The organism is Duganella sp. CY15W (genome assembly GCF_009857555.1).
GTDB lineage: Bacteria > Pseudomonadota > Gammaproteobacteria > Burkholderiales > Burkholderiaceae_D > Rugamonas > Rugamonas sacchari.
In genome coordinates this window covers 1,340,057-1,352,889 of sequence record NZ_WWCQ01000001.1, presented here as the reverse complement: position 1 = coordinate 1,352,889, position 12,833 = coordinate 1,340,057, and the positions used below count along the sequence as shown (strand labels likewise).

Below are 12,833 nucleotides of genomic sequence, written 5' to 3'. Positions count from 1 at the left end.
AGTCTCATCCTTTTGCCAGGCAGCGCCAGCCGCTGCCAGCTAGCAAATCATTCCCACTCAATCGTCGCAGGCGGTTTGCCGCTGATGTCATACACGACACGGTTGAGTCCGCGGACTTCATTAATGATGCGGTTGCTTACCTTGCCCAGCAGCGCGTGCGGCAGGTGCGCCCAGTGGGCGGTCATGAAGTCTTGCGTCTGTACTGCGCGCAGTGCGACCACGTACTCGTAAGTACGGCCATCGCCCATCACGCCCACCGACTTCACCGGCAGGAACACCGCAAACGCTTGCGAGGTCGCTTCGTACCAGTTCTTCGGCAGGTTGTCGGCATCGACTGCCTGGCCGGCCACGAACTCGTATGGCGTGTTGCGCAGTTCTTCGATGAAGATGGCGTCGGCCTGGCGCAGCAGGTCGGCGTATTCTTTCTTCACTTCACCCAGGATACGCACACCCAGACCCGGACCTGGGAATGGATGGCGGTAGACCATGTCATGCGGCAGGCCCAGCGCCACGCCCAGCTTGCGCACTTCGTCCTTGAACAGTTCACGCAGCGGCTCCAGCAGCGACAGTTTCATGTGCTCTGGCAGGCCACCGACGTTGTGGTGCGACTTGATGGTCTGGCCCTTTTTGCCTTTGCCAGCCGACTCGATCACGTCCGGATAGATGGTGCCTTGCGCCAGCCATTTGGCATTCACCAGCTTGCCCGATTCCTTATCGAACACTTCGACGAATTCACGGCCGATGATTTTGCGCTTCTGCTCAGGATCGGTGACGCCCGCCAGGTGGCCCATAAACTGGTCTTCCGCATCCACGCGGATCACTTTCACGCCCAGGTTTTTGGAGAACATGTCCATCACCATCTGGCCTTCGTTCAGGCGCAGCAGGCCGTGGTCGACGAACACGCAGGTCAGCTGGTCGCCAATCGCGCGGTGGATCAGCGCTGCCGCTACCGACGAATCGACGCCGCCCGACAGGCCCAGGATCACTTCATCCTTACCGACCTGCGCGCGGATCTTCTCGACCGCTTCGGTGATGTAGTCCGGCATATTCCAGTCCGACTTGCAGCCGCAGATTTCGTGCACGAAGCGGCTCAGCATGACTTTGCCTTGCACGGTGTGGGTGACTTCCGGGTGCCACTGCACGCCGTAGAAGTGCTTCTCTTCATTGGCCATGGCGGCGATCGGGCACGACGGCGTGTCGCCCATCAGCACGAAGCCTGGCGGCATGTCCAGCACCTTGTCGCCGTGGCTCATCCAGACCTTCTGCATGCCGTGGCCTTCTGCGGTCACGAAGTCGTTGATGCCGTCTAGCAGCTTGGTGTGGTTGCGCGCGCGCACTTCCGCGTAGCCGAACTCGCGCACTTTGCCGTTTTCCACTTTGCCGCCCAGCTGCGCCGCCATGGTTTGCATGCCGTAGCAGATACCCAGCACTGGCACGCCCAGTTCGAAGACGGCGTCTGGTGCGCGCGGTGCGTCGCCTTCCAGCGTGGAGCTGTGGCTGCCCGACAGGATCACGCCGGCGGCGCCGTAGTTGCGCACGAATTCGTCGCTGACGTCATACGGATACACTTCCGAGAACACGCCGGAGTCGCGCACGCGGCGCGCGATCAGCTGGGTCACTTGGGAACCGAAATCGAGAATGAGGATTTTAGAGTGCATGGGATGTACTGAAGAGGTAAAGAAAAGAAAAACGCCGGCCACGGCGGCCGGCGTTGCAAGGACTGTTTAGTCGCCCGAACGGTAGTTCGGCGCTTCCTTGGTGATTTGTACGTCATGGACGTGCGATTCGCGCATGCCGGCCGAGGTGATCTCGACGAACTCCGCCTTGTTGCGCAGTTCTTCGATGGTGGCGCAGCCGCAGTAGCCCATCGACTGGCGCACGCCGCCGACCAGCTGGAAGATAATCGCCAGCACCGAGCCTTTGTAAGCCACGCGGCCTTCGATCCCTTCCGGCACGAACTTGTCGGCCTTCATGGTGGCGTCCTGGAAGTAGCGGTCGGCCGAACCATCCGACATCGCGCCCAGCGAGCCCATGCCGCGGTAGGACTTGTACGAACGGCCCTGGTACAGGATCACTTCACCTGGTGCCTCTTCGGTACCGGCAAACATCGAACCCATCATCACGGTCGAGGCGCCTGCCGCCAGCGCTTTCGAGATATCGCCCGAGAAGCGGATACCGCCGTCAGCGATACATGGCACGCCGGTGCCTTCCAGTGCTTCGGCCACGTTGGAGATCGCGGTGATTTGCGGTACGCCCACGCCAGCGACGATACGGGTGGTGCAGATCGAGCCTGGGCCGATACCGACCTTGACCGCGTCCGCGCCGTATTCGACCAGCGCTTTGGCGGCAGCGGCGGTAGCGATATTGCCGCCGATGACATCCACGTGCGGGTACTTGGTCTTGATCCACTTTACGCGGTCCAGGATGCCTTGCGAGTGGCCGTGGGCGGTATCGACCACCAGCACGTCCACGCCAGCGGCGACCAGCAGGTCGATCCGCTCTTCATCCTTGGCGCCAACGCCCACTGCGGCGCCGACCAGCAGCTTGCCTTGCGAGTCTTTCGACGCCAGCGGGTGCTCGTGCGATTTCTGGATGTCTTTGACGGTAATCAGGCCGCGCAGTTCAAACGCGTCGTTGACTACCAGCACGCGCTCCAGGCGGTGCTTGTTCATCAGGCGCTTGGCTTCGGTGGTGTCGGCGTCTTCCTTGACGTACACCAGCTTTTCGCGTGGCGTCATCTTGGCGCGCACTTCGGCATCGAGCTCTTGCTCGAAACGCAGGTCGCGGTTGGTGATGATGCCGACGACTTCTTTGCCTTCCACGACCGGGAAGCCGGAAATGCCATATTGCTCGGTCAGCTTGATGACGTCGCGGATTTTCATGGTCGGCGGAATCGTGATCGGGTCACGCAGCACACCAGCCTCGAAGCGCTTGACGCGCGCTACTTCACGGGCCTGATCTTTCGGATTCAGGTTTTTGTGAATGATACCAATACCGCCCTCTTGTGCCATGGCGATTGCCAGGCGGGCCTCGGTGACCGTATCCATTGCTGCCGACAGCAGAGGGATGTTCAGGCTGATATTGCGAGTCAGACGGGTTTTGAGGGACGTATCCGCGGGCAAAACGTTGGAGTACGCTGGGACGAGCAGCACGTCATCGAATGTGAGTGCTTTTTGGAGTAGACGCATAGCATTTTCCTATAGGCGCAAAGCGGCATTATACAGGAAGCGCTAATGTTTGTCTGCAACAACCTGAAACTTGTCCAGCCATAATATGGGACCGGGTGGAGTAGCGATGGAAACTGCAAGGCGCATAGCCTGCCAGGCCATGTTTCATCAGCGACTACGCACGCTTTTTCAAGCCAGTCCTTGTCACCGAGCAGAGACTTAGGACAAAAAAACCGCCTGAGGGCAGCTCCAAACTCGTAGATAAGCATCACGCAATGGTGATCGGCTCACTCTCGTCTTCCGTGTACGCCATCGGAGCAAGATTATTCGCAGCAATTAACTCTTTCAGACTCTGTCCAGCACCTTGAGCTTGGCCACGCACCCGGTCTTCCAGCACGCGCGGAATGATCCCCTCCTCGGCCAGCACATTTTCGACGATCTGCTCTTCGCGCAGAATGCTAGAAGAGTTAATAGTCAGCTCTTTATCACCACGGTACCGAATTTGATATAACGGCATATTGGCCTCCTGAAAGTTGGAACAGCCATTATGGATGAAGCTGAAATTCGATGTTTGGGACGAATGAAGGGAATCGAACCCTAGTCATAAGCCTGGAAGGCTTCAGCACTAATTACTTTCATCATAAAACAAACCAAAATTTACACACCAATACAACAGTTTTAGTGCAAAAGTTAAAATATTTATACTAGAATTTCAATCGGATAGGTTGGAGCGTGTGCCACTACCAAAACAATTGTTAAATTTTGCCACGCGGAATTGGTGTTGTTTTAACGCCAATTTAAGATTATTGCTATCTTAGCTTGCCCTTCGAGGCAAAAAACAGCCCGGTAGCTGCATCTGCCGGTCACTATAACGTTATGTTTAGGGGTTCTACGATGAAACTGAAACTGCTTGCTGCTGTTTTGCTCACCAGTGCTGCCTTCTCCGCCAGTGCTGATGACCAGTCTTTCAATATTTCGCTGGGTAATACGTTCGACTTTTCCGGAGCAGGTACTCTGCTTTCTGGTGGCTCCGACACTATCACCTTCAACGGCTTGGCTTCCGGCACCTACAATGTGATTCTGTCCTACCACAGCAACCTGGTAGATATCACCTCCGCCACGCTGAACAACCAGAACACCGCTTACGCTGCCAACATTCCAGGCTATTTCAGCGTCGGCGGCTTCACTATTACCTCGGGCTCGCCATTCACGCTGGTTCTGAACGGCACCCAAGTGCTTGCCGACAATCTCCACAACTACCATGGCTCGATTACTGTCAGCCCGGTACCGGAGCCAGCAACCTATGGCATGCTGCTGGGCGGCCTGGGCCTGGTCGGCTTCATGGCTCGCCGTAAAAAACAGTCGTAAAGCCGCTGGTGCTCCAGTTGACAGCCGCCATGAATAGTGGCGAAATCGGTGCATGCCTTACTGGAGCGCCTTTTTATGAACCACCGCAATACATTGTTGATTGCCGGGCTGCTGGCAATTTCCCCATTAGCCTTGGCGCAATACGTGTGGATTGACGACAAAGGCGTCAAGCAACTTTCTGATCGTCCGCCCACTCCTAATGTGCCAGAAAAGCGCATCCTTAAAGCTCCCGGCAAGCCGCTCTTCAACCCCAACGCAGTAGACCTCGAACCTGCAGCAGACATACCAGCTACCCGGCCCGCGCCCACGCTAGCTGACCGCAACGCCAACTTCAACAAGCGCAAGACCGAAGCTGCCGACGCCCAGCAACGCGCTGCCGCCGACACCCAACGCAAGGCTGACATTGCCGCCAATTGTGACGCCGCGCGCCAGAACCAGCAGGCACTCGACCAGGGACTGCGCCTGAGCACCTATGACAAGAACGGTGAGCGCGGCTATATGAACGATCAGGAACGCGAGGATTTGCGCAAAAAGACACAAAAAGTGTTGGCTGATTGCAAATAGGCCCTCTTACTTTTGACCGGGGTGCCGTATGATATCGCTATCAATATCACCCGGTTTCATCCATGACCAAGATTCAAGCGGGGAAGAGCCGTGCTAGCGGCCGTATCACGCTGGCGATGGTGGCGCAGCGCGCCGGCGTCGCCACCATGACCGCTTCACGCGCCATCAGCCAGCCGGACATGGTGTCGCAAGCCTTGCGCGACCGCGTGCAGCAAGCCGTGGACGAGCTGGGCTATGTCCCCAACCGCGCCGCCCGCGCACTGGCGTCATCACAATCCAAGGTGATCGCAGTACTGGTGCCGTCGCTGTCCAACGCCGTCTTCACCGAAGTGCTGGCCGGCATACAGGATGCGCTGGACGCCGACGACTACCAGATCCTGATTGGCAACACCCGCTACTCCGACCGCGAAGAAGAAAAACTCATCGCCACCTACCTGCAGTCCAATCCCGACGGCATGCTGCTGTCGGGCCTGACACACAGCCCGCGCGTGCAGCAGATTCTGGCCGCCAACCGCATGCCCGTGGTGTCCATGATGGATATGTCGGCCGATCCCGAGCGCCTGTCCGTGGGCTTCTCGCAATTCCAGGCCGGCCATGCGATGACGCGCTACCTGCTGGACAAGGGCCACAAGCGCATCGGCTTCATCGGCGCACAACTCGATGAGCGCACGCTGCGCCGCGCCGAGGGCTACCGCAAGGCCATGGTAGATGCGGGCCTGGCCGACATCAAGCTGGAGGTGATGGTGGGTGAGCCGTCCACCATTGCACTGGGCGCCGAGCTGCTTGGCCGCATGCTGGCCCAGGCGCCGGATTGCGACGCCATCTTCTGCTGCAATGACGACCTCGCGCACGGCGCCATCTACCAATGCCAGCGCCGTGGTATCGCAGTGCCGTCGCAGCTGGCCGTCTGCGGATTTAATGATCTGCCGGCGTCGGCATGGATGAACCCGTCACTGACCACGATCGGCACGCCGCGCTACCGCATCGGCTTTGAAGCCGCCACACTGCTGCGCGCTGTCATCAAAGGCGAGCAGCCAGCCCATCGTCAAATCGATCTCGGCTTCACGCTGATGGCACGCGAAAGCGCATAAGCCACCTGGCTGCTGCACCGCAGCATCGATTGTTCTTTACAAAATGCCACATCTATCTAAACTAGCCACCATTGTTAGCGCTAACAAATTTATGCTAAAAACTGTACAAACCAGGCAGCCACGCTGGGTCGTGATGGGCGTCAGCGGATGCGGCAAAAGCGCGATCGGCAGGCAATTGGCGCAGGGGTTCGGCGTCCCCTTTCTCGAAGGCGATGCTTACCACTCCACCGCCAACATCGCCAAGATGGCCGCCGGCATGCCGCTCACCGACACCGACCGCGCCGACTGGTTATGGACGCTGCATCGCGAGATCCGCAGCGCGCGCATCCACGGGACAGGACTGGTGTTATCCTGCTCCGCATTGAAGCGCCGTTACCGCGACCTGCTGCGCAGCGCCGATCCAGAGCTGCGTTTCGCCCACCTGGCCGGCCCACGCGAACTGATTGCGGAACGCATGGCGGCACGCCAGGGCCACTACATGCCGGCGACGCTACTTGATAGCCAGCTGGCCACACTGGAACCGCTACACGACGACGAAGCCGGCATCGTGCTGGATATCTCCAGCCCGCCCGCAGAGCTGGTGCAGCAGATTCTCAAGACCTGACGCTGAAGTTACCGCTATCAAATCCAACGTGAACCCGCATCTGACCTGGCGTGAAAAAATCAGCTACGGCGTGGCCGACATGGGCTTCAATTTTTATTGGACCAACATCGCCACCTTCCTGCTGATTTACTACACCGACGTGTTTGGCATTTCCGCCGCTGCTGCCGCGTCGATGATGTTCACCATCAAACTCCTCAACGCCTTCACCGACCCGCTGATCGGCGCCATCGCGGATCGCACCAGCACGCGCTGGGGCAAATTCCGCCCTTACCTGGTCTGGTTGCCGTTGCCGCTCGCTTGCGCCGCGGTCCTCACCTACACCACGCCCGGCCTGTCCGAAGACGGCAAAATCCTCTGGGCCTATGGCAGCTATCTGTGCATGATGGTGTGCTACACCTGCATCAACATTCCGTACAACGCCTTGTCCGGCGTGCTGTCCGCCGACGCGCAGGAGCGCTCTACCCTCAATGGCTTGCGCTTCATCTTTGCATTTGCCGGCGGCACGCTGGTGACGGCGGCGACGCCGTGGCTGGTGCACCAACTGGGCGATGGCAACGATAAACTGGGCTGGCAGTTAACCATGCTGGCGTGGAGCGTGCTGGCCTGCGCGCTGTTCGTGCTGACCTTCTTCAACACCCGCGAACGCATTGCGCCGCCGGCCGGTCAGAAAACCAGCGTCAGGCAGGATCTGCACGACCTGTCTCGCAACCGCCCGTGGATCGCGCTGTTCTTCCTCGCACTCATCATCATGATTACCGTCACTCTGCGCACCAGCAGCGCCGCCTACTACTTCAAGTACGTAGTCGGGCGGCCGGATCTGATGGCCGGTTTTGTTCCCGCCTACATGCTGGCCGCAGCCGCAGGCGCCGCACTGACGCCTGTACTGACACGCTTCATCGACAAGAAGAAGCTACTCATCCTGCTGATGACGATTACCTCCCTGCTTTCGACCGCCTTCTTCTTTGTGCAGAAGGACCAGATCTGGCTGATGTTCGCGCTGCAGATCGGCATGGGCCTGGCGCTCGGCCCCAAGTCGCCGCTGGCTTTCTCGATGTACGCCGACACCGCCGACTATAACGAATGGCGCACCGGCCGGCGCGCCACCGCAATGACCTTTGCCGCCGCCACCTTCTCGCAAAAGCTGGGCACCGCGATAGCGGTGGCGGTCATCGGCGGCATCTTCACCCGGCTGGGATACGTCGCCAACGCCGCGCAGACAGCCGTTTCGCAAGCAGGCATTGTGTGGCTGATGTCGCTGATTCCCGCTGCCTTCGCCCTGCTCGCTGTGGCGGTGATGTTCGCTTACAACCTGGATAACCACAAACTGCTGCAGATCCAGTCCGATCTGCAAGACCGCCAATCCTGACGGAGACACTCCCATGCTACGCCCCACCCACAACGGCGACCGCTACCAGCTGACCAGCGCCACAGCCATGCCACAAGCAGCCGGCTTCCTGTGGAATCAGCAGATGATGATACAGATGACCTGCCGTGGTTACGCCACCGCGCAGTTCATGCAGCCGGAGCCTGCCAAGTACGCGCACGCGCCCAACCTGGAAGCCAAAACTTTCATGCAGCCGGAGCAGAACTATTACGCACACCATCCGGGCCGCTTCTTCTACCTCAAGGATGAAGAGACGGGCGAGCTGTTCTCCGCGCCATATGAACCGGTACGCGCGCCAGTCGACCACTTCACCTTCTCGGTCGGTAAAAGCGATCTCCAGTGGACCGTCGAACATCTGGGCATACGCATGGAGCTGACCCTGGGCCTGCCGTCCAGGGATGTCGTCGAACTGTGGTCGCTGCGCGTCACCAACCTGTCCGGCCGAACACGCAAGATCAGCGTCTACCCCTACTTCCCCATCGGGTATATGTCGTGGATGAACCAGTCAGGCGAGTACCGAGCGGATCTGGACGGCATCGTCGCCAGCAGCATTACGCCGTATCAGAAAGTCGCCGACTACTTCAAACAAAAGGACTTCAAGGACCAGACTTACTTCCTGTGCGAGCAAACGCCCGACGCATGGGATGCGCGGCAAAGCGCTTTTGAAGGCGAAGGCGGCCTGCATCAACCGTCCGGCGTGCAGGCGCAACACCTGAGCGGCAGCGACGCGCGCTACGAGACGCCAACGGCTGCCGTGCAATACCGCCTGTCGCTGGCCGCCGGCGAGACGCGCGACTATCGCTTCCTGTTCGGCCCCGCGTTCGATGACGCCGAAATCAAAGCCATGCGCGCCAGGTACCTGAGCGCCGACGCCTTCGCGGCCACAGCGAAGGACTATGCGGACTACATCGCCAGTGGCCGTGGATGCCTGCACATCGAAACACCGGACGCGGACCTGGACAACTTCGTCAATCACTGGCTGCCGCGCCAGGTGTTCTATCACGGCGACGTCAATCGCCTGAGCACCGATCCACAAACCCGCAACTACCTGCAGGACAATATGGGCATGAGCTTCATCAAGCCCAGCGTCATGCGCAAGGCTTTCCTACATGCGCTGTCGCAGCAGGAAGCCAGCGGCGCCATGCCGGACGGGATACTGCTGGCGGAAGGCGCAGAACTCAAATACATCAACCAGGTGCCGCATACCGACCATTGCGTCTGGCTGCCGGTTGCGCTCAAGGTCTATCTCAACGAAACCGCCGATTACGACATCCTCAATGAAGACGTCATCGGCGCGGACAGCGGCGTTGCACTCACCGTCTCGGAACGCGTGAGCAGCGCCATGGACTGGCTGCTGCAAGCGCGCGACAAGCGAGGCCTGAGCTACATCGCCCAGGGCGACTGGTGCGACCCGATGAACATGGTCGGCTACAAAGGGCGCGGCGTCTCCGGCTGGCTGACGGTGGCCACCGCCTACGCCCTCAATCTGTGGGCGGAGATTTGCGAAACCACCGGCGCCAGTTCTTCGCTGGCCGAAAGCGCAAAGCACTTCCGCGCTGGCGCACGTGCCGTCAATCGCGCCGCCAACGAATATCTGTGGGACGGCGACTGGTACGCGCGCGGCATCACCGACGACAATGTCACATTCGGCGTCCGTAATGACCAGGAAGGCCGCATCTGGCTCAACCCGCAGGCCTGGGCCATTCTGGGCGGCGCAGCGAATACCGGCCAGCGCGCCTCCATGCTCGCGCAGGTCGAACAGCACCTGGTGACGCCCTACGGCGTGCAGATGTTCGCACCACCCTACAGCGCCATGCGCGACGACGTTGGCCGCGTCACGCAAAAGCATCCCGGTTCGGCGGAAAACGGCGCGGTGTACAACCACGCAGCCATCTTCTACATCTACAGCCTGTACGCCATCGGCGAGAGCGATCGCGCCTATGCGCTGCTGCGCAAGATGCTGCCAAGGCCGGAAGAAATCGATTACCTTCAACGTGGCCAACTTCCCGTTTTTATCCCCAACTACTATCGCGGCGCCTGGCGTGAGTATCCGCGCACCGCAGGACGTTCCAGCCAGCTGTTCAACACCGGCACCGTGTCATGGGCCTACCTGTGTTTTGTCGAGGGACTGTGCGGGCTCAAGGGCTGTGCTGACGGCTTGTCCGTCAAACCGCAGCTGCCTTCGCACTGGGATGGCATCAAGGTGGTACGCCAGTTCCGCCATGCGACCTTCAATGTGTCTATACAACGTGCGGACGTCGATAAAATCCAGCTGCATTGCGATGGTAAACGTTTGACTACATCGCGTATCACCGGTATCGTTGCGGGCAAAACTTATGCGCTGGAGGTTTTCATTCCGCGCTCACCATAACTACAAGGACACGGTAATCGTATGAAGAAGCGTCTCTGCTTGTCTCTGGCACTGGCTTATCCTCTCATGTTGACTGGCGGCGCACACGCTGCGGACACCAGTCAGCCCTGGCTCAATCCCGCGCTGTCGCCGGACGTACGCGCCGACCAGCTGGTGCAGGCGATGACGCTGGACGAAAAAATCCAGACCGTGTTTGCCTACTTCTCGACCGAATTCGCACCGAAGAAATTCGAACCGCCGAAAGAAGGCCGTCCCGATTCGGCTGGTTATGTGCCGGGCATTCCGCGCCTTGGCCTGCCGCCGCAATGGCAGTCGGATGCAGGTGTCGGCGTCGCCACCCAGGCCGTGTCCAAGAAACCGTATGAACGTACCTCCCTGCCATCTGGCATTGCCACCGCTGCGACCTGGAATCCGGCCGTCGCCTTTGCCGGCGGCGCCATGATCGGCAGCGAGTCGCGCAGTTCCGGCTTCAACATCCAGTTGGCGGGCGGCGTGAACCTGCTGCGCGAGCCGCGCAATGGCCGCAATTTCGAATATGCCGGCGAAGATCCGCTGCTGGCCGGCGTCATGGTCGGCGAGCAGATACGCGGCATCCAGTCGAACCATATTATTTCTACGGTTAAGCACTACGCCTTCAACGACCAGGAAACCAACCGCAATCACATCAACGTCAAGATCGACGACCAGGCCGGCCGCATGTCCGACCTGCTGGCCATGCAGTTCGCGATTGAACGCGGCCAGCCTGGCTCGGTGATGTGCGCCTACAACCGCGTCAACGGCGACTACGCTTGCGAGAACGACTATCTGCTTAACCAGGTGCTGAAGCAGGACTGGAAGTATCCGGGTTACGTCATGTCCGACTGGGGCGCGACGCACTCCACCATTCCGGCGGCGCTGCGCGGCCTGGATCAGCAGTCAGGCTACCCGTTCGACAAATCGGACTACTTTAATCACCCGCTGAAGGAAGCGGTCATCAATCGTCACGTGCCGGAAACGCGCCTGAACGACATGGTGAAACGCATCACGCGCACCATGTTTGCCAACGGCCTGGTGGAGCATCCAGTCACCAAGCCTGCCTCCGCAGATGCGGGCATCGACTTCGCGGCGCACGCCAGGATCACCCAGGCCGACGCGGAAGAAGCCATCGTCCTGCTGAAGAACCATAACGGCCTGCTGCCGCTGGCCTCAAGCGTGCGCAGTATCGCCATCATCGGCGGACATGCGGATGTCGGCGTGCTGTCAGGCGGCGGCTCGGCGCAGGTGTATCCGGTTGGCGGTTCTCCGGTACCGAACGAAGGCCCCAAGCACTTCCCCGGTCCTATCGTGTATCACCGCTCCTCGCCGATGGGCGAACTGGCCAGGCTCACCAAAGCCAAACTGGCTTATAACGACGGCAAGGATGTTGCAGCGGCCGCCAGGCTGGCTGCCGGCAGCGATGTCGTCATCGTCTTCGGTAATCAGTGGATGGGCGAGAGTGTGGACGCCGAGGACTTGAATCTGCCGAACAGACAGGACGCGCTGATCGAAGCGGTGGCCAAGGCCAATCCGAAAACCGTGGTGGTGCTACAAACCGGCGGACCGGTGGTCATGCCATGGCTGAACAATGTCGGCGCGGTGCTGGAGGCCTGGTATCCGGGCACCAGCGGCGGCGCGGCGATTGCCCGCGTGCTGAATGGCGACGTGAATCCGTCCGGCCGCCTGCCAGTCACCTTCCCGGCCTCGCTGACGCAGCTGCCACGCCCGGTCCTCGATGGCGACGCCAAAACCAAGGATGAGAACATCATCGAGAAGGCAAGCACGGACTACAACATCGAAGGCGCCGCCGTTGGGTATAAATGGTTTGACCTCAAAAGCCACAAGCCGCTGTTCGCATTTGGTTACGGCCTGTCCTACTCCAGCTTTGCGTATGAAGGCCTGAGCGCCAAACCGGCCGGCAATGGCATTGAAGTCCGCTTTAGCATCAAGAACACCGGCAAGCGTGGGGGCAAGGCCGTCGGCCAGGTCTATGTATCATCAGTAGCGGGCGGCTGGGAAGCACCCAAGCGTCTCGGTGGCTGGAGCAAGCAGGATCTGAAAGCTGGCGCCAGCGGCGACGCCACCGTGCAAATCGATCCGCGTTTGCTGGGTGTGTACGACAGCGCCAGCAAAACCTGGAAGATCGCAGCTGGTGAATACCTCGTCACCCTGGCTGATTCGGCTGGCGCCGCGCCGGCCGCCAGCGTCAAGGTCAAGCTGGAAGCGAGAACGGTAGACGTCAACGGCTGCTGCTCGCGTTAAGCTGCGG

Annotated in this window: 10 protein-coding genes; 7 read left to right on the top strand and 3 right to left on the bottom strand. The window is 59.9% G+C overall.

What is annotated here, in order from left to right:
* Positions 1 to 47: 47 nt before the first annotated feature.
* The 3 genes from guaA to GTP58_RS06380 all read right to left on the bottom strand — a co-directional run bounded on the left by guaA (position 48) and on the right by GTP58_RS06380 (position 3,684).
* Positions 48 to 1,658, bottom strand: a complete 1,611-nt coding sequence (guaA, locus tag GTP58_RS06390; protein WP_072784536.1) for a glutamine-hydrolyzing GMP synthase — start codon at positions 1,656 to 1,658, stop codon at positions 48 to 50.
* A 66-nt stretch (positions 1,659 to 1,724) separates the two neighbouring features.
* Entirely contained in the window at positions 1,725 to 3,188 is a 1,464-nt protein-coding gene (guaB, locus tag GTP58_RS06385) for an IMP dehydrogenase (protein ID WP_072784510.1), read from the bottom strand.
* A gap of 247 nt (positions 3,189 to 3,435) precedes the next feature.
* Positions 3,436 to 3,684, bottom strand: a complete 249-nt coding sequence (locus GTP58_RS06380; RefSeq protein ID WP_161076701.1) for a hypothetical protein — start codon at positions 3,682 to 3,684, stop codon at positions 3,436 to 3,438.
* A 377-nt stretch (positions 3,685 to 4,061) separates the two neighbouring features.
* Between GTP58_RS06380 and GTP58_RS06375 the strand changes: the two genes are divergently transcribed.
* From GTP58_RS06375 to GTP58_RS06345, 7 genes are all read left to right on the top strand, one after another.
* Positions 4,062 to 4,535, top strand: a complete 474-nt coding sequence (locus GTP58_RS06375; RefSeq protein ID WP_202413485.1) for an FxDxF family PEP-CTERM protein — start codon at positions 4,062 to 4,064, stop codon at positions 4,533 to 4,535.
* A 75-nt stretch (positions 4,536 to 4,610) separates the two neighbouring features.
* Positions 4,611 to 5,099, top strand: a complete 489-nt coding sequence (locus GTP58_RS06370) for a DUF4124 domain-containing protein (protein WP_161076700.1) — start codon at positions 4,611 to 4,613, stop codon at positions 5,097 to 5,099.
* 62 nt (positions 5,100 to 5,161) lie between these two features.
* Entirely contained in the window at positions 5,162 to 6,190 is a 1,029-nt protein-coding gene (locus tag GTP58_RS06365) for a LacI family DNA-binding transcriptional regulator (RefSeq protein WP_161076699.1), read from the top strand.
* A 91-nt stretch (positions 6,191 to 6,281) separates the two neighbouring features.
* Complete coding sequence (locus GTP58_RS06360) at positions 6,282 to 6,794, top strand: gluconokinase (protein WP_229215435.1); 513 nt, start codon at positions 6,282 to 6,284, stop codon at positions 6,792 to 6,794.
* A gap of 28 nt (positions 6,795 to 6,822) precedes the next feature.
* On the top strand, positions 6,823 to 8,160 hold the full coding sequence (locus GTP58_RS06355; RefSeq protein ID WP_161076698.1) for an MFS transporter: 1,338 nt from the start codon (positions 6,823 to 6,825) through the stop codon (positions 8,158 to 8,160).
* Between the two features lie 13 nt (positions 8,161 to 8,173).
* Complete coding sequence (locus tag GTP58_RS06350; RefSeq protein WP_161076697.1) at positions 8,174 to 10,549, top strand: GH36-type glycosyl hydrolase domain-containing protein; 2,376 nt, start codon at positions 8,174 to 8,176, stop codon at positions 10,547 to 10,549.
* Positions 10,550 to 10,570: 21 nt separating this feature from the next.
* Entirely contained in the window at positions 10,571 to 12,826 is a 2,256-nt protein-coding gene (locus GTP58_RS06345; protein ID WP_161076696.1) for a beta-glucosidase, read from the top strand.
* Positions 12,827 to 12,833: the final 7 nt, after the last annotated feature.

Coding starts and splice junctions, on each gene's coding strand:
- GTP58_RS06370 (WP_161076700.1), top strand. CDS start 4,611: ATGAACCACCGCAATACATTGTTGATTGCCGGGCTGCTGGCAATTTCC.
- GTP58_RS06345 (WP_161076696.1), top strand. CDS start 10,571: ATGAAGAAGCGTCTCTGCTTGTCTCTGGCACTGGCTTATCCTCTCATG.
- guaA (WP_072784536.1), bottom strand. CDS start 1,658: ATGCACTCTAAAATCCTCATTCTCGATTTCGGTTCCCAAGTGACCCAG.
- guaB (WP_072784510.1), bottom strand. CDS start 3,188: ATGCGTCTACTCCAAAAAGCACTCACATTCGATGACGTGCTGCTCGTC.
- GTP58_RS06360 (WP_229215435.1), top strand. CDS start 6,282: ATGCTAAAAACTGTACAAACCAGGCAGCCACGCTGGGTCGTGATGGGC.
- GTP58_RS06380 (WP_161076701.1), bottom strand. CDS start 3,684: ATGCCGTTATATCAAATTCGGTACCGTGGTGATAAAGAGCTGACTATT.
- GTP58_RS06350 (WP_161076697.1), top strand. CDS start 8,174: ATGCTACGCCCCACCCACAACGGCGACCGCTACCAGCTGACCAGCGCC.
- GTP58_RS06365 (WP_161076699.1), top strand. CDS start 5,162: ATGACCAAGATTCAAGCGGGGAAGAGCCGTGCTAGCGGCCGTATCACG.
- GTP58_RS06375 (WP_202413485.1), top strand. CDS start 4,062: ATGAAACTGAAACTGCTTGCTGCTGTTTTGCTCACCAGTGCTGCCTTC.